The organism is Streptomyces sp. HUAS ZL42 (genome assembly GCF_040782645.1).
Taxonomy (GTDB): Bacteria; Actinomycetota; Actinomycetes; order Streptomycetales; family Streptomycetaceae; genus Streptomyces.
This window is the reverse complement of record NZ_CP160403.1, coordinates 158365-177152: the sequence shown is the minus strand read 5'-3', so window position 1 is coordinate 177152 and position 18788 is coordinate 158365. Positions and strand designations below refer to the sequence as shown.

General features: G+C 69.6%; 16 protein-coding genes and 5 pseudogenes. 13 read left to right on the top strand and 8 right to left on the bottom strand.

Features of this window, described 5'->3' with window-relative positions; genetic code table 11:
- The first annotated feature begins 191 nt into the window (after positions 1 to 191).
- The 9 genes and pseudogenes from ABZO29_RS00965 (at position 192) to ABZO29_RS00925 (ending at position 7466) form a co-directional block, all read left to right on the top strand.
- A complete protein-coding gene (locus ABZO29_RS00965) occupies positions 192 to 725 on the top strand; it encodes a hypothetical protein (protein ID WP_367318205.1) in 534 nt (177 codons plus the stop codon).
- Entirely contained in the window at positions 725 to 1684 is a 960-nt protein-coding gene (locus ABZO29_RS00960) for a hypothetical protein (RefSeq protein ID WP_367318204.1), read from the top strand. Before ABZO29_RS00965 ends, ABZO29_RS00960 begins: the two co-directional genes overlap by 1 nt.
- 652 nt (positions 1685 to 2336) lie before the next feature.
- Positions 2337 to 3011: a DUF4232 domain-containing protein gene (locus ABZO29_RS00955; RefSeq protein ID WP_367318203.1), complete on the top strand. Its 675-nt coding sequence runs from the start codon at positions 2337 to 2339 to the stop codon at positions 3009 to 3011.
- A gap of 113 nt (positions 3012 to 3124) precedes the next feature.
- On the top strand, positions 3125 to 4243 hold the full coding sequence (locus tag ABZO29_RS00950; RefSeq protein ID WP_367318202.1) for an AI-2E family transporter: 1119 nt from the start codon (positions 3125 to 3127) through the stop codon (positions 4241 to 4243).
- A gap of 103 nt (positions 4244 to 4346) precedes the next feature.
- Positions 4347 to 4520 (top strand): annotated as a pseudogene (locus tag ABZO29_RS00945) (SAM-dependent methyltransferase); the annotation flags it as partial.
- Between the two features lie 20 nt (positions 4521 to 4540).
- Positions 4541 to 4687 carry a hypothetical protein gene (locus tag ABZO29_RS00940; protein WP_367318201.1) on the top strand — a complete coding sequence of 49 codons (147 nt, stop codon included), beginning with the start codon at positions 4541 to 4543 and terminating at the stop codon, positions 4685 to 4687.
- A complete protein-coding gene (locus ABZO29_RS00935; protein WP_367318200.1) occupies positions 4684 to 4878 on the top strand; it encodes a hypothetical protein in 195 nt (64 codons plus the stop codon). Before ABZO29_RS00940 ends, ABZO29_RS00935 begins: the two co-directional genes overlap by 4 nt.
- A 608-nt stretch (positions 4879 to 5486) precedes the next feature.
- Positions 5487 to 7076, top strand: a complete 1590-nt coding sequence (locus ABZO29_RS00930) for a hypothetical protein (RefSeq protein WP_367318199.1) — start codon at positions 5487 to 5489, stop codon at positions 7074 to 7076.
- A gap of 231 nt (positions 7077 to 7307) precedes the next feature.
- Entirely contained in the window at positions 7308 to 7466 is a 159-nt protein-coding gene (locus tag ABZO29_RS00925) for a hypothetical protein (protein ID WP_367326417.1), read from the top strand.
- 659 nt (positions 7467 to 8125) lie between these two features.
- Here the strand turns inward: ABZO29_RS00925 and ABZO29_RS00920 are convergent.
- Complete coding sequence (locus ABZO29_RS00920; protein ID WP_367318198.1) at positions 8126 to 8713, bottom strand: TetR/AcrR family transcriptional regulator; 588 nt, start codon at positions 8711 to 8713, stop codon at positions 8126 to 8128.
- Between the two features lie 126 nt (positions 8714 to 8839).
- Between ABZO29_RS00920 and ABZO29_RS00915 the strand changes: the two genes are divergently transcribed.
- From ABZO29_RS00915 to ABZO29_RS00905, 3 genes and pseudogenes are all read left to right on the top strand, one after another.
- Complete coding sequence (locus ABZO29_RS00915) at positions 8840 to 9205, top strand: hypothetical protein (RefSeq protein WP_367318197.1); 366 nt, start codon at positions 8840 to 8842, stop codon at positions 9203 to 9205.
- 56 nt (positions 9206 to 9261) lie between these two features.
- A pseudogene (locus ABZO29_RS00910) lies at positions 9262 to 9657 on the top strand (monooxygenase); the annotation flags it as partial.
- A gap of 325 nt (positions 9658 to 9982) precedes the next feature.
- A complete protein-coding gene (locus tag ABZO29_RS00905; protein WP_367318196.1) occupies positions 9983 to 10459 on the top strand; it encodes a hypothetical protein in 477 nt (158 codons plus the stop codon).
- 308 nt (positions 10460 to 10767) lie between these two features.
- Here ABZO29_RS00905 and ABZO29_RS00900 read toward each other — a convergent pair whose 3' ends face one another.
- Entirely contained in the window at positions 10768 to 11556 is a 789-nt protein-coding gene (locus ABZO29_RS00900; RefSeq protein WP_367318195.1) for a hypothetical protein, read from the bottom strand.
- Positions 11557 to 12059: 503 nt separating this feature from the next.
- Between ABZO29_RS00900 and ABZO29_RS00895 the strand changes: the two are divergent.
- Positions 12060 to 12248: pseudogene (locus ABZO29_RS00895) on the top strand (transposase family protein); the annotation flags it as partial.
- A gap of 235 nt (positions 12249 to 12483) precedes the next feature.
- On the opposite strand, the pseudogene ABZO29_RS00890 reads toward ABZO29_RS00895, so the two are convergent.
- From ABZO29_RS00890 to ABZO29_RS00865, 6 genes and pseudogenes are all read right to left on the bottom strand, one after another.
- A pseudogene (locus ABZO29_RS00890) lies at positions 12484 to 12830 on the bottom strand (hypothetical protein); the annotation flags it as partial.
- A 438-nt stretch (positions 12831 to 13268) separates the two neighbouring features.
- Positions 13269 to 13804 (bottom strand): annotated as a pseudogene (locus ABZO29_RS00885) (metal ABC transporter ATP-binding protein); the annotation flags it as partial.
- Positions 13792 to 15324: an ABC transporter ATP-binding protein gene (locus tag ABZO29_RS00880; RefSeq protein ID WP_367326017.1), complete on the bottom strand. Its 1533-nt coding sequence runs from the start codon at positions 15322 to 15324 to the stop codon at positions 13792 to 13794. The gene ABZO29_RS00880 and the pseudogene ABZO29_RS00885, both read right to left, overlap by 13 nt.
- Positions 15325 to 15392: 68 nt before the next feature.
- Positions 15393 to 16226 (bottom strand): ABC transporter permease, encoded by an 834-nt coding sequence (locus tag ABZO29_RS00875; RefSeq protein WP_367326016.1) that lies wholly within the window; start codon positions 16224 to 16226, stop codon positions 15393 to 15395.
- 35 nt (positions 16227 to 16261) lie between these two features.
- A complete protein-coding gene (locus tag ABZO29_RS00870) occupies positions 16262 to 17215 on the bottom strand; it encodes an ABC transporter permease (protein ID WP_367318194.1) in 954 nt (317 codons plus the stop codon).
- Positions 17212 to 18786, bottom strand: coding sequence for an ABC transporter substrate-binding protein (locus ABZO29_RS00865; RefSeq protein ID WP_367318193.1), 1575 nt, complete (start codon positions 18784 to 18786; stop codon positions 17212 to 17214). Before ABZO29_RS00865 ends, ABZO29_RS00870 begins: the two co-directional genes overlap by 4 nt.
- Positions 18787 to 18788 lie beyond the last annotated feature (2 nt).

Below are 18788 nucleotides of genomic sequence, written 5' to 3'. Positions count from 1 at the left end.
TCGAGCACCTCCAGTGCTTCCTGTCACCGGCTTCCAGTAGTCACCGCTCGTGCACCGCGAAGGCTCGCCCGCCACCGTGGCCGGTTCACCCACGTCCGCTGAGGGGAGGTCATTTTCGGTCAGCCACAAGGCGGCATGTCTGAGGGACGGATGTGTGTGGGTAGCCACCAACCGGACTGAGGGGGACAGGGGTGGCCATTTCCGAGCGTCAACTGCACGAACAGCACCGGGCGATGACCAAAGATCTGGGTGACCGGCGCGCACGCCTGAAGCAGCTAGGCCCGGATGACGCCTCGTTCGGGGACCAGTACGAGCAACTGGTGGCTGGTGCCGTCCAGCTCCTGGAGTTCGAGCGGGCGATGCCGGACCGCCTGGCGGAGCCGCACCGGCAACGCAGTGAGCAGATCGTGAAGTGGTCCTGGCGCGGTGAGAGCGCCGTGGCCACAGCGCTCATAGCCGCGGTGTTCGTCCTTGGGCACACAGCTTGGTGGATGGTGCTGCTCATACCGCACCTGCTGGCCACATTGCTCGGCTGGACGCTCACCGTGACCACAGTCCGGCACAAGCAGCAGCGCGCGGTCGCGATCGCTCTGCATGTGCTGTGCCTGCTGGTGGCGCTGGTGAGCCTGGGAGTGCTGTCCGCCTGGTGGATCATCGCGATCGTGGTCGGCTGGATCGCCATCGGCGCGCTCTCGGAGGGCAACGCCCAGCAGGAGGCGAATTGATGGAGGACGTCGACCGCCGGATGCGGGATGCCGACCGCAAGATCCGGGACCTGGACAGTCGGCTGGACGACCTGGAGAGCGACCAGCAGCGCCTGAGCGACAAGTTCGGCTACACCGAGGACCTGGACCACGAACTGGGCAGCCTCCGCGACAGCATCAGCGGCTGCGACGACAAGATCGAAGAACTCGATCAAGAACTGCGCGACCGCGTCGACGACACCGACCAGACGGTGAAGCGCCTGGTACAGCAAGTACGGCTCCTGGAAGGCCTGCTCAAAGCGTCCGGCAAAGCCCAGAGCGCGGATCTTGACACCGTCACCGAGGACCTGCGCAGCCTCGCCCGCAGCATGCAGCGCGGCTGGCAGGCCCGCCGCCTGCTGCTCAGCAACCATGAGCGCACCACATTCCAGCAACGGATCCGACATCACCGGGCAACCACCCAGCAGCACCGGACGCACCGCGCCACCGTCATCGACACGGTGGGCACGCTGATCGCCACCCGATACGGCTCCCGCGCCCACGCCCAGGCCGCCCAGGAGCTTCGCGAGGCTCTCGCGCGCGAGGAGCAACTGCGCCAGAGTCTCGAGCGGCAGACCAAGCCCGCCGAAGAAGCGCAAGACGCCCTGGCGGCCGATGAGAAGACCCGCACGGACAACGAGGCGGTGATGGCTGAGGGGACGAGGGCTGAGAAACGGCTCACCTGGGCGCTGCGCAGCCGGCTGGCCGACGCCGTCAGCGACCGTGCCCTGCTGCCCACCTGGTTCGTCACGGTTCTGGGATCCGCCCCGCCGGCCATCGGGACCCAGACGTGGCTCGATACCGCCACCCAGGTTCTGCTGTACCGCCTCACCTACGACGTCACCGACCAGGTCGTCGCACTCGGCAGCAAACCGTCCGACGCCGACGGGCACCGTCGGGAATGGTACGAGAAGCTGGTCAAGGAGCTGCGCCGCTGGTAGCGCCGACATGAGGACACACGGCGGGATGTGGAGTCCGCCCGGCCTCACTCGCGCCGGGGACCGCGGCGGACTTGGGCTACCCCCGGCTCACCGGACGGAAGTCGGCGGTGACGTGGCCGACGGAGCCGAACTTCGCGAAGTGGGGGCGGCTGAGCGGACACCAAAGGTCCACGACTTCGACGGGGTCCCGCGGTACCGGGGGCCGGCCAAGGCTGTTGTTCTTGCCGTGACAGGGATTCGGCGCTTGTCCGATGCGCTTCTCCTGTGGGACCGCGCTGGCCCTTGCTGACCTGGCCCCGTGGGCAGGTGACCTGCCGGCGGTCAAAATCGATGCGGAAGTCGTCCCGGTCGAAGCCTTCGTTCCTGCGGTGCTGGTGGGTGGGATTACCCGGCAGCGGCCCGCTGACGGTGACCTGGTGTTCGCGCTCGGCTCGTTCCAGGTGGACCAGAGAGGTGTAGCCGCCGTCCACCGCACCCGTGACGTATTGGCCGCGGCCAGGGGCACCGCTCCTTACCCCGTGTTGTTGCGCCATGGTCGCTGTCGCAGTGTCACAAACGTGTTCGGAAACGGCTCTCGCTCCGTATGAGCGGGCGGAAGCATGGCTCTCATGAGGCATGATCACCGGGACATTCCGACACCCGGGGGCTTCTGATGACTTACGCAGCTCGTTCACGCCGTACCACCGCCGTACTGGCCGCTCTCTCGCTCGGCATCATGGCACTGACCGCGTGCAACGGCGACGCCGAGAAGGACGCGGCCGCTCCCGGCGCGGTGGCGAACCCGTCCGATGCGGGTACGGACAAGGGCTCCGACGCGCCCTCGACGGCCAGCCCGGGTGATGGTGACAGCGCCGGCGGGGGCTCCTCCGGCAGCGGTGGCAGCACCCCGCCGTCGTCGGAGCCCGGGTCGGACGACGGCCAGGACGGAGGCGTGGGCATGTGCGAGACGACCGACTTGAGCTACAACGTCACCGTCGCGTCCAAGCCCGTCAACCACGCCTTGCTGACTGCGACAAACAAGGGCAGTGGCCCCTGTCTGCTGCCGGCAAACGAGCTGGTGATCACGATCCCGGGGCTCGACGGCGCCGCCGAGCACATGGGACCCGACGGCAAGGACTGGATCCTGAAGGCCGGCGAGAGCGCCTATGCCGGGATCATGTTCTCGCGCGCCGACACCGCGGGCGGCAAGAGCGCCGACAAGGTGGAGGTTGCGCTCACCCCTTCCGAGAGCCCCACGACCGTGCCGATCAAAAATGGCCCCGTCACGGTCAACGACGGCCAGGTCACCAGCTTCTTCGGTACCGCCGAGGACGCACTCACCTACTGACCACTGCGCCCGGGCAGGAGTGCCAACGCGGCCGCCGAGCCGCGAGGACTGCCAAGACGTTTCTGACCGGTGGCGATGGCGAGGCGTGATGGGCGTGCCAATAGTGTGACCGCATGCCTGACATGTTGAGTTCCGGGAGAACCCGCACCGCGCTTGCCTCGTCCGCGCGCGTATCGGTCGAGTTGCTGTTGGTGTTCGTGACGGTCGCGGTGGCTCTGTGGGGTCTGGCCCGGATGTGGTCGGTCGTGTGGCCGGTGATCATTGCCCTGTTCCTCACTACACTGACCTGGCCGCTGACCCGTGCGCTGCGCCGGCGTGGGTGGCCCTCGGCGCTGGCCGCGTCGCTGGTGACCATGCTGTTCCTCCTGGCCGTCCTCGGTATCGTGGCGCTGATCGCCGTTCCGGTGGCGTCCCAGTCAGGCGAGTTGAGCGACGGTGTGGTCGAGGGCATCAAGAAGGTGCGCGAGTGGGCCGCCGGGCCACCGTTGAACATCGGCGACGACCAGATCACGGCTGCCCTCGACACCGCGGTCGCCCGCGTCCAAGGCAGTGTCGGCAGCTTGGTCACCACGGTCGCAACGGGAGTGGCCACTACGGTCAGCGGCTTGGTCACGGCCGTCCTGGCGCTCTTCTTGATGTTCTTCTTCCTCAAGGACGGCCCGCGATTCCTGCCGTGGCTCGCCCGACAGTTGCCCGGGCGGCTCGCCGTCGACGTTCCGGTCCTGGCCGAGCGCGCCTGGGACACCTTGGGTGCGTTCATGCGGTCCCAGGCGCTCGTCGGCATGATCGATGCTGTCTTCATCGGCCTTGGCCTGTGGATCCTGGACGTACCGCTGGTGCTCCCGCTGACGGTGCTGACCTTCGTCTCTGCGTTCGTGCCGATCGTGGGCGCGGTGTTCGCCGGTTTCGTCGCGTGTCTCATCGCCTTGGTGTCGAACGGTCCCACGGATGCCCTGATCGTTCTGGCGATCATCGTCGTGGTGCAGCAACTTGAGGGCAACGTGTTCCAGCCCATGATCCAGAGCCGTGGGCTCGGCCTGCACGGGGCGGTGATTCTGCTGGCGGTGACGTTGGGCGGCAGTCTGGCCGGCATCGTGGGCAGTCTTCTCGCCGTGCCGGTCACCGCACTGATCGCGGTGATCTGGAACTACCTGCGCGAGCAGCTCACCGACCCGCCGCAGGAGCCGGAGCCCGACACGTCGCAGACCGGTGCCGCCGTCCCGGGAACGTGAACCCGCCCAGGAACAACCCCACCTGGATGGCCTGGGCCGGCCGGACCGATCACCCTCGCCTGTGTGTCGGTCCGCTCAGCCTGAGGAGGGAGCCTCCGGACCATCCATGTGGGTCTCGGAGATGCCCGACGACCCGGTGGGCTGGCTGGCCGGGCACGGCTGGGAGGCCGACAGCCACACCCTGCGCGAGCTCGCTGCCGCCCACGGCCGCCCGATCAGCACTCCGCCGCGGCGCGAGGAGCGGCCCGGCGGACTGATCTCGGCGGTCCGCCGGTAGAGCGCCTCCCGGTTCCCTAGATGGTGATCGATTCCAAGGGGGCTGATGAGTGGACCAGGTTCATGCGTGGCCAGCTGGCCGTGCGCGCACTGACCGCCTACAACCACCAAGTTCGCCCGAAAAACGCCTGGCTGGATGGTGGTGTGGTCGACAGTCCTTCGCCGTGAACGAAGTGCTGCCGAAGTTGAACGAGCTGCTGTTTTCCTCGGTCGAGGACGTGTTGGTGGAATCGGTTGAGGTGATGCGGGTGACTTTGTTGGCCGTGGTGGGTGGCAGGAGAGTTTCCGGGGCTCTGACGTGGGGGAATCCTGCCCTGGGCGCGCGTAACGTGTTGTGCCGTGAGCTGTGGGGGCGGTGATCCCGGGCCAGGGGGTGGGACGATGGGGAGGCGGATGTCGTCGAGCCGTCGTGGGGTCGTTGTCAGTGAGCCTCTTCCAACCTGATGGGTCTGCCGCACGACCGGGTGACATCTGAACTGGCTTGCCCTGTGGGGCGAGTGGGAAAGTTGTCGCTGCGCCCAAGCCTGTGACGCTGTCGAAGTGGATGCGTCGCGCGGACATCGACGACGGTGTGAGACCCGTAACGAGCACGAAGGAGAACGCGGAACTGCGTGCCGCGCGTCAGCGGATCAAGCGGGGATTCACGGTGAGAGCTGCTGCTCTCAACGAGGCCGCATCCCAGCCATTTTCCCAGGTCAGCCACGGATTCGCCGTCAAATGATCGCTGCCGTCCAAGTCGAGCGGTTCGTGTCGGCGGCAGCAGTGACAGCCATGGCCATCCCGTGGTCAGCCGCACGCGGCCGTGATCGGCTGTCGACGACAACGTGCGTCTGCGACCTGGCTCGCCTCGGTACGCGTGCCTCGTGGATCCGTTCCCGATCACGTACATGGATGAGTCGATTCCCTCGCAAGACCGCAGGAAAGCGCCGGGCCTGGCAGACTGTGCGCCACCTGGGGGGAGATTGTCGTGCCGGATGAGCTGACCGTCCGCCGGATACTCGGGGACCAGCCGTTCGCCGAGATCGGCCGGCCCGTGTGGGTGGTGACAGAGGCGCGTCACGGCTGCGTCATCGCGGCTGGTGACCTCGGGCACGTCATGTGGCGCGGTACGGGCCACTGGCTCGGCCACCGGATCGGCGTGTACGAGGCCGGCACGCTCCGTCCGCGCCACGTCATCGCCTCCCGCTACTCCGTATGTGCCATCGAGCCTCACCCCGAGCTGCCGCTCGTCGCCGTCGGCACCGGCCGCTACGACGGCTCGTGGGACTTTCAGGGACAGCTGCTCCTGCTGCACCTGGAGACCGGGCGCGTGACGAACCTGCTGAGCAAGAGCCGCCAAGTGCGCCACCTGCGCTGGCTGGAGGACGGCAGGCTCGCGATGCTGCTCTCCCCCGAGGACAAGGACGGCGGCTTCCGCAAGGGCTTCGAGCTGGCCGTCGCGGTGGACGACTGGCTGACTGCTCCGGCCGGTCTGGTCGACCCCGACGACACACGCCATCCGATGGTCGAGAGCGGGCTCCTTTACGACCCGCGTGTGGAGGACACCCTCGCGCGGCTGACGGAGGGCCGGTGGCGGCGGCGGGCGGAGGTGCGGGACCTGGCGGTGCTGGCCGACGGCCGGGTGCTCGCCACCGGCCGGCACACGGACCTCGAATGCTGGGATCCGTCAGGCGCGCTGAGGTGGGCTCTTCCTGCAGACGGGGAGGGGAGCGTCCGGGTCGAGGCGGCCCCTGACGACGAGTCGGCGTGGGTGACGTACCAGGGCTACCGGCGCGACGAGGTGACGGGTCGCCCGGTTGACCGCGCGACCACTGTTCGGCGGATATCGACGGCGGACGGCGGTGCGGTGGACTGCGTGGACGTGCCGTCGGTCCCCGCACTGTGCGCCGCGGACGAAGGCTGGCTCGCCTTGCGCCCGCAAGGGCGCGACGCACACGCCGCGCTACTGCTCGCCCCCACGCATCAGGAGGCGGCGCGCCTCGGCCTCGTCCCCAGTCGCTCCAACTCCCCGGCGCTGCGCGTCAGACACAGCGCCCGTCTGCTGTATGTGGACGGCCCCGGCCCGGACGACGACGCGCCGTGGATCCACGCGATCGATCCTCCAGGCGCCCACGGCCCCGCGACTCTGCGCGCCCTCTTCCCCTTGCGCTGGGACCCGGCGTCCGCACTCCAGCCCTGGTACGGCCCCGCCGTCGAGCTGACACACACTCTCGTCCACGCGGGCCGGTCGTACGAACAGGGCGCCACCTATGGGGAAGCCCGCGAGGGCACGTACGTCGTGAGCCGCCGGCTGCCGGACGGAGAGGCACGCTGGGTCTATGGCACCGACAAGCCGCTCGCCGATCTCGACGGCGACGAGCGGAGGGTGTACGTCGTGTATCTCACCGGTGAGGTGGAGATCCTGGACACGGCGACGGGCGAGGTGCGCGCCCGGCACACCCTGCGGGCGTACGGCCACCCGGTCACGCCGGTGTCCGCCGCGTACCGGGCGGAGCAACAGCGGCTGGTCGTGGGGACGGTGGACGGGCGGATCCTGGACTGCTCGGTCCCGGGTTGACCGGGTCGGTAGAAACCGCCGCCACGACGATGTGTCAACTCCCGGCGGAGGTCTCCTCAAGGGGCTTCAACGGACGACCGAAGGGTGAGGGGGCTGGCTGCATCGGACGAGCCACCAGTCAGTGCCCCCTCCGCGCGGACACGATCCGCGATACCCACTGTCAGCGAGGTTTTGCCATCGTCGGTCTGAGCCGGTATCGAGCACCGAAGATTCTGAAGGAGCCGCCAGGACTTGAGGGTGGCCACGGCCTGCTCGACGAGTGCGCGGATCTCGAAGAGGGGACCTGGCTGGGCCACGGACGGGCGGAATCTGCTCGAGGCCGCGGATCTGGAGGCGCTCAGGGCCCGGGAGTCGGTGAGGGAGCGGCCGTCCATGCGGCTGTACACGTGATTGCGCGTTGGCGGATGAGCGCACGGCAGGCGCAGCACGTCGGTGATCAACGGCATCGAGAGCACGTCAGTACCGCGGAATCCCGCTGCTTGGGCTCGCCGCTGCGTGCTGTCGATTACGGCAGTCCTGCCCGGTTGGCCAGCCGCCCGTTCCCGAAGCCCTGGCCGGGCTGATCGCGGGGTCGGCTGGCGGCGGTGACGGTTTTGCTGTTCGCCGAGAACCTCACCGCCAGGGCGGCAGCGCATCGGGTGCGGTACGGCATGGACCTGAAGCACGCGCTCGGCCTGGAGCTGGTGATCCCGGGATCGCCGCATGGGTGTTGTCCGAGTTCCGCACGCGACTGGTCGAGCACGGGATGGAGGAGAAGATGCTCGACCTGCTGCTGACCGTCTCCCTCGCCGCGTGAGCGAAATGGGGGTCTGATGCTGGTGGGGTCGCGTATTCAACTGTCGCGTGTTGTCAGTGCTGCTGGGCACGGTGGTGACTATCCATGATCTCTCAGGGTGTGTTGGCCCACAGAGTCGGGCCGTCGCCTAACGGGTCACCGGGCCAGTGGGCAGTCCACCGCTCAGGACATCGCTGACAGCCACGTGAACATGATCCTTAGAGCGATCGCCAGGCCGGGCACGTCTTCACGTCGGCGGGGTCGGTGGCTTCGGTCAGGTGGAAAGCGCGGCTTCGAGCATCCGCCGGACCACTGCGGTCAGCTCGGTCGCATCGGGCAGTGGGCGGGTTGTGGCCAGCGCGCCGGCGAGCCAGTCGTAGAGCAGGCCGTCACTCCAGGCGACGAGCAGATCCGCTGCCGGCGCTGGACGGGGAGCCCCGAGCGCTGCCAGCAGGGCGGTGGCCCTGGACCGTGCGGCGAGGCCGGCCTTCTGCAGGTCGGCGCGCAGTTCCGGTCGTCGGGTTGCCTCGAGGCTGAGTTCGAAGCGGGCGAGTTGGCGGTCGCGTGCCGCCGTCAGCCAGTGGTGCAGCAGTGCGGCCAGCGCGAATGCGGCGGAGTCCAGGTCCGGGGGGCGCCCGTGGTCTGCTTCCCAGCGATCGGCGTCGGCGACCGAGAGTGCGGCCAGGCGGTGGTAACAGGCGCTGATCAGAGCGCTGCGGGTGCGGAAGTAGTACGACGTGCTGCCGGCCGGCAGGCCCGCGGCGGCGTCGACCGCGCGATGGGTCAGGCCGCGCAGCCCGGCGGTGGCCACGGTGCTGATGGCGGCATCGGCGATCAGGTCCCGGCGGTCAGGGATGGACATAACCCCACTCTACAGATGTAGAGTGCGGGTATGCCGCCTCTACAGATGTAGAGGCGGCGGGGATGGAGGGAGGCAGTCGACATGGGTGTCCGTCATGCTGTGGTGGCCGGAGGTGGAATCGGGGGCTTGACCGCGGCGGTGGGCCTGAGCCGCCGCGGATGGCGCGTCACCGTGTGCGAACGGGCCTGCGCACTCACGGGGATCGGCGCCGGCATCGTGCTCGCCCCGAGCGCGCTGCGCGCCCTGGAATCGATCGGCCTGGGTTGCGACCTGTGGGCGGGTAACGCCCTGCCCGGTCAGGTCGGGCTGCGTACGCCCGACGGCAGGTGGCTGAGTCGATCCGACAGCGGCGCGGTGTCCGCCCGCTACGGGCTTCCCGCGCGCGCCGTGCACCGCAGGTTCCTGATCGACGCTCTTGCGGCCGCCCTGCAGGCCGGCGTCGTACGCCTCGGCGTATCAGTGACCGGCGTGGACGACGCGGGGACACCGTGATCGTGCGTCCGTCGGCAGGCGACCTGCGTGCCGACGTCGTACTGGCGGCGGACGGCATGCGCGGCGTGCTGCGCGGACAGCTCTTCCCCGCTCACCGCGGACTGCGTCACGCCGGTGAAGCCGGATGGCGAGCGGGGCTTCCCGGTGCGGGCCCGCCTACCCAGCCCGCTGCCGAAACCTGGGGGCGAGGCGAGCGGTTCGGCGTCGTTCCACTCGCCGATGGCGGCATCTACGTCTACGCCACCGCCGTTTCCGGCCCCGGCGCGAAGCCGGAAACCGACCATCACACGGAGCTGACCCGGCGCTTCGGTGCGTGGCACGATCCGATACCCGCACTGCTGGACCGACTGAACCAGCGGCACCCGGACCCGGTTGGCATACTCCACCATGACTTCCGCGAACTGGCCGCGCCACTGCCCCGGATGCATGTCGGCCGGGTGGCCCTGCTCGGCGACGCCGCCCACGCGATGACCCCCAACATGGGCCAAGGCGGCTGCCAGGCCATCGAGGAGTCGCAGCGCATCTCCTCGCGCCCGCCGACGACGTGCCGGCCGCGCTCGCCGCCTGTACGAGGGCCAGACAGCGGCGGACCACCCGGATCAGCCACCGCTCCCGGCGCATCGGCCAACCCGCCCGGTTCTCCCACCCGCTTGCCGTGTTCATTCGGAACCTGGCCGTACGAGCCACGCCGCAAGCGCTCTCGCTGCCGGCCCTGGACACGTTTCTGGGCTGGCAACCACCATCCGCCCCCGCTCCCGTCAACGTCACGGAGTAACGGTGAACACCACAGCCACGTCCCGCCCCCTGCGCCGGGCGGACTCCGTCCGACCCTTCGCGGTCGGCGCCTACGGCTTCGTCTTCCTGGGCATCGGCCACCTCGCCCTCTCCACCGCTATGGCGCTGGCCACTCAGACCCCACAACGGCGTGAAGCCGGCACCGCCATGCGGGAGTCCACCATCACCCTGCTGGGCCTACAACGCACGGTCCTCGATGTCTTCCACGGCATCAGCGTCGCCATGGCCCTCTTCATCATCGCCTGCGGCCTCCTGCTCCTCACCGCCGTCCGCCACGCCCCCGCCCTCGTCCAGCGCCGCACCGCCTTCGGATGGATCACCCTCACGCTCTCCCTGGCCGCCTTGGCGGTATCCGTCTTCCTGCTGCCCCCGCCGCCGATCGTCGTCCTCACCATCACCAGCTACGCCTACGCTCTGTCTCTGCGCAGGGCGCTACCCGCCGCTCGCGCAGGCTCGTGATGTGAGGCAGGCCATGAGGAATGTTCGGGCGGTCCACGACCTCTTTCCGCCTGAGAGGCCGTCAAGGGCGAAGCTTTGACGAGGCCGTGGACCGGGCCGTTTCCGCGGATGAGTCCAGGGCTCCCGGTTCTGTTCCGGGTGACCTGGGCCAGGGGATGGGTGAGTCCCTGGGCTGGGCGAACGGCGGTGCAGCTGCCGTTTTCGCTGATCGTCGGCACACTCGTAAGTGCCGGGATCGTCGGTGTGCGGGCACGTCGAGGAGATCAGGACCGCAGGCCTGCGGGTGCGCCGGGACCCAGCCGGGTATGTCAGTCCATCGATTCTCGCTGGTCGACGTAGTCTGGATGAGGGGGTAGCGACCCGGGTTTTTGGGTTCCGTAGGCGGGGTTGAGGCCGAGGGCGACGTCTGTGCCGCCGCGCAGCACTACACGAGAGGGTGCTCCGATGTATTCGTTCTCCACGTAGTAGCGCGTGTGGGCGTAGGCGGCCTCTATCGCGTTCTTGAGTGTCACCAGGTCCAGTGCTTCCGGGCCTTGTTCGACACCCCCAGCCAACCCTTGTACAAGGGTTTGGGTGAAGGGATCATCGGTGAACTCGAAGCTTGACGGACCGGCCAGCAGGGACGCATCGGGGAGCATCCTGGTGACGGTGGACGCGGCCAGGTCCGGCCAGCCGCACTCGAGGATGACGACGCGCCGCCTCGCCTGGCTGGCGCTCATGATCTCGGTGAGTGCTGCCAGTTGGACGCCGGTGTCGTCGAGGTGCTGCGGATCGGTGTCCCTGACACCGAGGAAGAGTTCGTCCTCACGTCGGAAGTCCTTCCCGGCGAACTGGAACAACAGCACGTCCGATGCCGCCTTCGATGCGCGCAGGACGGCGTCAAGCACGTCGGCCTGGCGCTTTGGGCCCAGCAGCAGTGTGGTGTTTCTCGGGTGGAAAGCACCGCCGCGGCCGGCGAGTGCGTCCGCCGCCAGGCGGAGGGTGACTTCCTCCGGCTCCGAGTTGGGCAGGCCATAGCCCGAGCCGACCAGTACCGTGTAGGAGCGCTCACGGTCGGGCAGGAGGGCATGACGCAGTGGATTTAAAGACGCTGCCATATGGGCTCCTCATACGGTCATTCGGCGTTGGACCCTCCGAGCACGTCCGAGGATCCCCCATCTTCTCGTGCTCCGGACAGGTGCGGTGCCCCACAGGTCGGCCCGGCACGCCCTAAAAGGGGTGTCCGGTGGTCTTGCGCCCCGGGTGGGTACGGGCTTGGAGGGCTACGCTTGTCCAGCACGGCATACGCTGGACAGGTCGCCCAACTGGTGTGATGGCTTTCGTTTGTTCCAGGCCGCGACCTGCTGAGGAAGCCTCTGCCCAGTCCCACCACACAAGGTGATCAAGGAAGGGGCGAACAGGCCAGGTCACGGCTTATGCGGGGCTCTCCCCACCACCCGGCCCCGCGGAGGGGGAAGCGGCCTGTTGATTTTGCGGTGGACGGGCGGGGACTGGCAGGTGGGGGGTTCGGGGGGCAGCAGCGGCCGCCGCCGGGCCGCCAGGCCAGGCCACGTACGGCGGTGCCGACAGGGCCAAGGTCCGCGTATGGCGTCACAGGTATGACCGCCCATTGACCCGCGGTCAGAAATTGTCCAACAAGGCCCTCGCCGCCGTGCGGGCACCGGTCGAGCACGGCTTCGCCCACCTCAAGAACTGGCGGGTCCTCGGCAAGATCCGCACCGACCGGAAGTGGGCGACCGCCCTGGTGCGGGCTCTGCTGGTGCTGACGAACCACGAAGTCTCCCGGTGACCGATGATCTATGCCGAAGTCATCCGCCCACGATCAGGACGAGCACTCCGGCCCCTTCTCACACCAGACCCGTGACCAGCAACTTCACGATGCACAGTGCTCATTGACAGACAGCTTCAGGAATCCACGGCAGCAGCACTGGCGGCGATGGATCGGGCGCGGACGTTGCTTGAGCATCTTCATGATCGGCAGATCGACTTTGAGGGTGAGAGGCGGGCGCCGTCGAAGTATCGGATCAGGGCGTCCGGGCGGCCTTGTAACCGGTGATCACGGCCGGGTCGGCTTCGGGGTCGCTGTCGTCGAGGCCGATGAAGCCCAGGTCGGCGATGGCCCCGAGGCCGACCGCCCGCAGCTTGGTGGTGCTCGCCGACCGCCCTGACCTGTACCGGACCGTCGTAGTTCTTCCGGTTCTCCGTGCCGGTGCGCCTGCGGGTGCGGATCAGGGTGCTGTCCAGGAGGACAACCCCGCCGCCCTCTCGGGATCCGGTCGTGGCGGCAGGCGGTGATCTCCGAGGTGCGTCCTGGTCGGGCAGCGGAGACCCAGAGCAGTCGTCCGCGGTCGTCGGTGAGCGCGATCACGAGCAGGCCGTGGCATTTGCTCGTGGTGCGAGGAGTTCTCCACCACCCAGTGCCCGCGGATCGCGGCGGCCAGGCCGCGCGGGCGGGCCGGTCGTCGGCGTGCAGATCGATCACCTCATCGGGCCGCCAGGACCCCCTTTTGGGGACGAGAAGGAAGACGACTGACGGCGCGGTGGGCGACATCGCGAAAGGCGCGTTCAGCGGTGCTTGGTCGTTGCTGGTCGGCTGGATCCTGCCCACCGCGCTTAACCTCACGCGCAAGAGGCCGAGCGGGCGTTCGCGTCCCGGGCGGCCCTGGGCAGACTGGTGGAGGAGGACGAAGTGGCGAAGGCCCTGGTGGCGATGCTCGCCATGCCCGGACTCTGCGGCGCGGACATCGACCTCTCCGCCGGCATGATCGCCCCCTCGTGACCCACGGCTCCGGCCCCGCCGTAGGTACGCGTGGCTCACGAAGACCACCGTCGTGTCGTGGGAGCGGCGCCGGGCATCGATCAGCTCGGTGATGGCCCGCTGGGCGTTCATATCGAGGGAGAGCAGCGGTTCGTCGCATAGCAGGATGCGGGGGTCCGTGGTGAGGGCCTGGCTGATGCGTACGCGTTGGCGTTCACCGCCGGACAGGAGGCCGAGGGGGACGTCGGCGTAGGCGGTGGCCCCGACCGCCTCACAAGGATCTCGTCCACCCGGTCGCGTACGGCCCGCGTCCGCAGTCGTTGGCTGAAGCGGTGTACGTCGATCCCGAGGCGCACCAGGTCGGGACGCGCAGCATCGCTTGGGCGGAGAGTGCTGCCTGCTGGGGGACGTAGCCGATGTGCCGGCCGGCCTCCCGCGGCGATCGGCCCAGGCACCGTGCCGGCGGACGGCTGCTGCCGGCCCAGCAACGCCTTCATGAGGCTGGTCTTGCCCGACCCGTTGGGACCGAGCACGGCGACGAACTCCCCGGCTCCCACGGGCTGTTGCAACTCCCTCACAGGCGCGATCCCAGCCGTGTCGCTGTTTTCATGAGCGACACGGTGAACGGGTGGCTCGGTGCGGTGAGGACTCGCCGGGCCGGCCCCTGTTCGACGAGTTCGCCGGCGTCCAGGACTGCGATGCGGTGGGCCAGGGCGGCGGTGTCCAGGTCGTGGGTGATCAGGACCAGGGACAGGTCGTCGCGATCGTGCAGCAGGGTGGTGAGGATGCCGAGGATCGCCCGGCGGGTGCTCGGGTCGAGGCCGGAGGTGATCTCGTCGCAGATGAGGACACGCGGCCGGGAGAGCAGGGCGCGGGCGAGGGCCGCGCGCTGCAGTTCGCCGCCGGAGAGCTGCCCGGGGCGTCCGGCGGCCAGGTCCTCCGGGAGACCGAGGCTGACCAGGGTGGCCAGGGCTTCCCGGGTCGCGGCGGAGGTCTCGGCGCCGCGCAGCCGTATCGCGGTGCGGGCGACCTGGTGCAGGACGGGACGGTGTTCGTCGAAGGCGGCGCGAGCGTCCTGGAAGACGTACTGCACAGCCGCCAGCTGTACGCGGTCGCGGTCGCGCAGGCTGCGCGGCAGCGGTGTGCCGTCGAGAAGGATCTCTCCGCCGTGGTCGCGGTGGAGTCCGGCCAGACAGCGGCCGAGGGTTGTCTTGCCGCTGCCGGAGCGGCCGACGACGGCCAGACTTTCGCCCACGCGCAGGTCGAGTCGGGGGAGGTGCAGTACTTCGGTGGTGTCGCGTGTGTTGTTGCGGTGGCGGGCGGTCAGGTCGCGGACCCTCAGGACGGGCCGGCCGGTGCCCGTCGCACCCTCCGGCTCCGTGAACTCCGGCTGTTCGGCCAGCAGTTCGCGCGTCCATGCGTGCCGGGGCGCGAGCATCAGGCGTTCGGCCGGGCCTGACTCCACGACGCGGCCCGCCCGCATGACGATCACCTCGTCGGCGAGTGCCCGTACGACGTCCAGGTCATGGCTGAGGAGGACGACGGCGATGCCACGTGCCGCCACGGCCGCCAACTGGTCGACGATTCGGCTCTTGGTCAGGGCGTCCTGACCGGTGGTGGGCTCGTCGGCGACGACGACCCGGGCGCCGAGCAACAGCGCCTGGGCGAGGACGACGCGTTGCTGCTGGCCGCCGGAGAGCTGGTGCGGGTAGCGGCGCAGCAGGGTCTCGGCGTCCGGGAGTTGGGCCTCGGCAAGGGCGTGCAGGACACGTTCCCGGGCCGCCGCCCGGCGTTGGCCTCGGGGCAGGTGGCGTACCTGGGCGCGGGCGATGTCGCTGAGGAGGGCGGTGATGCGGCGGGCGGGGTTGAGGACGGCCGCCGGATGCTGGGGGATGTAGCCGACCAGGCCGTCGGCCGCCAGGCGCACGTCGCCGGTGACGTGGGCGCCGGGCGGGTACTCGCCGAGCAGGGCGAGGCCGGTGGTGGTTTTGCCGCTGCCGGACGCGCCGACCAGGGCGGTGACCTTGCCGGGGAGGGCCTGGAGGCTCACTCCGTCGACGATCGCCCTGCCGCCGACCTCGACACGCAGGTTGCGGATCTCGGCCAGGGGCGCCTCGACGGTGTCACCGGGGTCGGCGGGGCTGCCGACCTCGTCTGTCGTGTCGTCCGTGTGGGTCACGGGCGTGCTTCACTCCCTTTTTGGCCGCGGATGGTCCTGGTCGCTTCCGGGAGCGCCGCGCCCCGGACGCGTCCGCTTCGTCGGTCGCCCGCGAGCGCGGCGTCGAAGAGGAGGTTGGTGCCCATCGTCAGGGCGACGATCAGCAGGGCGGGGACGACCACGGCCCACGGCTGGACGAACAGGCCGGTGCGGTTGCGGTCCACCATGACCGCCCAGTCGGCGGCGTCCGGGGCGACCCCCACACCGAGGAACGCGGCCGTGGCGACCAGGTACAGCACACCGGTCAGCCGGGTGCCGGCGTCGGCGGCCAGGGTGCGCAGCATGGAACGGCCGACGTAGCAGACGGCCATGCGCCACCAGGTCTCGCCCTGCATGCGCAGCGCCTCGACGGCGGGGCGGGCGGCGGCCTCCGTGGCGGAGGCGCGTACGAGCCGGGCCGCGTCGGGCACGTTGACCAGCGTCACCAGCAGGGCGAGACCGGCGGGGCCGGGGGAGAACACGGTGGCGGCCAGCAGGATCAGCAGCAGCGACGGGACTGCGATCAGGACGTCCAGGGGGCGCATCAGCAGCTCCTCCAGCCAGCGGCGATGGGTGAGCGCGCCGACCAGGCCGATGGGGAGCGCGACGAGATACGACAGGGCGGTGGCGGCGAGCGCGGTCAGCACGACCGACCGGCCGCCGTGCAGCACCTGCTGCCATACGTCCCGGCCCACGAAGTCGGTGCCGAGCCAGTGGCCGTCGCCGAGAGTGAACGACGCCGTACGCTGCCCCGGTTCGCCCGCGAACAGCGGGCCGAGCAGGGCGAGCGCGAGGGGTACGGCGACGACCATCACGCCGAGGGCGAAGCGGCCGGTGCGCGGCTTCGTCACGCGGCCACCCCTGTCCGGGGTGCGAGACGGTGGGCGGCGAGATCCGCGCCCAGATTCAGTACGACGGTCAGCACGCCGAACACCACGGCGAGACCCTGGATGACCGGCACGTCCCGTTCGGCGACGGCGTTGATCAGGACGGTGCCGAGTCCCGGGATCACGTAGAGCGCCTCCACGACGATGACGCCGCACAGCAGCCAGTCGATGGTGCGGGCGAGTTGCTGGACGGCGGGGGCGAGGGCGTTCGGCAGGGCGTGGGTGTGGCGGATGCGGGTGCCCGAAATGCCGTAGCGCCGGGCCTGGGCCACGTAGGGGGAGGCGAGCGCGTCGATCATGCCGGCCCGCACGAGGCGGGACAGGGAGCAGACGGGCCGGGACAGTAGGACGAGGACGGGCAGGACGAGCGCGGACGGGTGGCCGAGCAGGTCGGTGCCGTAACCGACGGCGGTCGGCGGCAGCCAGCCCAGCCGCAGAGCGAGCACGGTCACCACCAGCACGCCGAGGGCGAACTCGGGCACCGCGTACATGGCGAGCGTGACCGAGCTGATCAGCCGGTCGGTGAGGCGCCCTTCGCGGCGGGCGGCGAGCACGCCGAGGCCGAAGCCGATCGGGACGAGCAGGGCCACGGTGAGCGTGGCCAGCAGCAGGGTCGGGCCGAAGCCGTCGGCGATGTACTGGCCGACCGGGCGGCCGGAGGTCAGGGAGGTGCCGAGGTCACCCTGGAACAGGCCCGTCGCCCAGTCCGCCAGCCGCTCGTGGGCGGGCCGGTCGAGATGCATGGTCTCGCGGATGGCGGTGATCCGGGCGGGATCGGGCTGGTCGCCGGCCAGAGCGACGGCGGCGTCGCCCGGCAGCGCCTCGGTGAGCGCGAAGACCAGGAGCACGACGGCCACGGTCTGCGCGACGCCGAGGAGCAGCCGCCGGGCGACGAAGGAACGCAGTCCGCTCACGCGAGCCAGACCTTGTCGAAGCGGGCCCAGTCGAGTGTGTTGGCAGGGGCCCTTGTCGCAACTCCCTTCACATTGCGGGCGGTTCCGAGGATCCAGTCGGCGAACCCCCAGATGAGGAAGCCGCCCTCGGTGTACAGGCGGCGCTGCATCCGCTCGTAGACGGCGGCCCGTTCGGTCTTGTCGCGGGTGGACTGGGCCTGCTGGTAGAGGGCGTCGAAGTCCTTGTGCTCCCACTTGGTGGCGTTGGTGGTGGAGCCGGTGAGCAGGCGCTGGGAGATGTGGGCCTCGATGGGCATGGCGCCGGAGCGGTAACAGCACAGGGTGCCGTTGTCGAGGATGTCGGCCCAGTAGGAGTCCTTGCTGCCCATCTTCACGTCGACGGTGACGCCCGCCTTCTTCGCCTGGTCGCGGAAGATGCTTGCGGCCTCGGTGAACCCGGCGGCGACGGCCGAGGTGTCGAGGGTGACCTTCAGGTTCTCGGCGCCGGCCTGCTTGAGTAGGGCGCGGGCCTTGTCGAGGTCCTGTTCGCGCTGAGGGAGGCTGTCGGCGTAGTACTCGTAGCCCTTGCCGAACAAGTCGTTGCCGATCACACCCGCCCCGGACAGGGCGCCGTCGACGAGTTCCTTGCGGTCGGCGATGAGGAAGAACGCCTCGCGGACTCGCTTGTCGTCGAAGGGAGCCCGGTCGGTCTTCATGCAGAACGCCTGCATGGCGCTGCCCCGCAGCCGCACGATCTCGATCTGTCCCTCGCCCTCGTGGGCGCGGGCGGTGGTGGGGTTGAGCTCGTGGGCGTACTCGACCTGGCCGCCGAGGAGCGCGTTGACGCGGGCGGACTCCTCGTTGGCGACGACGAACTCGAGCTCGTGGAGGTGCGGGGCGCCCTCCCAGTAGTCGTCGTAGCGGCGGAAGACGGCGGAGCGGCCGGGGGCGAAGGAGACGAACCGGAAGGGGCCGGAACCGACCGGCTTCTTGTCGAAGTCGGAGGCGTTCTCCGGGACGATGTAGGCGCCGAACGCGGCCAGGACGTTGGGGAATTCGGCAGTGGGCCGCTTGAGGACGAACTCGATGCTCCGCTCGCCGGTGGCGCGGCTGGCGTCGAGGTCGATGGGCTCCAGGGACGCCTTGGCGCGGAACGCCTGCTTGGGGTCGGCGATGCGGCGGTAGCTGTAGAGGACGTCGGTGGCGGTGACCGGCTTTGCGTCGTGGAACGTTGCCTTGCGCAGGGTCACCTGCCAGCGGTCCAGGGTCTTGTTCGGCTCCCACCTCTCGGCGAGGCGGGGCTGCGCGGAGAGGTCGGCGCTGTAGTCGGCGAGCTTGTCGTACAGGGCCTTGGCGCGGGCGGCGTCGGCGAAGAGGTTGGCCAGGTGCGGGTCGAGGGTCTCGCTGGCGCCACCGCCCGCGAACGCGGCGCGCAACCGCCCGCCTCTCTTCGGAGTGCTGTCGCCCTTGGCGTCGGAGCCTTCGCTGCCGGAGTTGCCGCACCCGGTCAGCGCGAGCGCGCCGATCGAGGCGGCGCCGGTGGCGGCGAGGAAACCACGGCGGCGCAGGCCGGGGAAACGTTCGTCGTGCATGG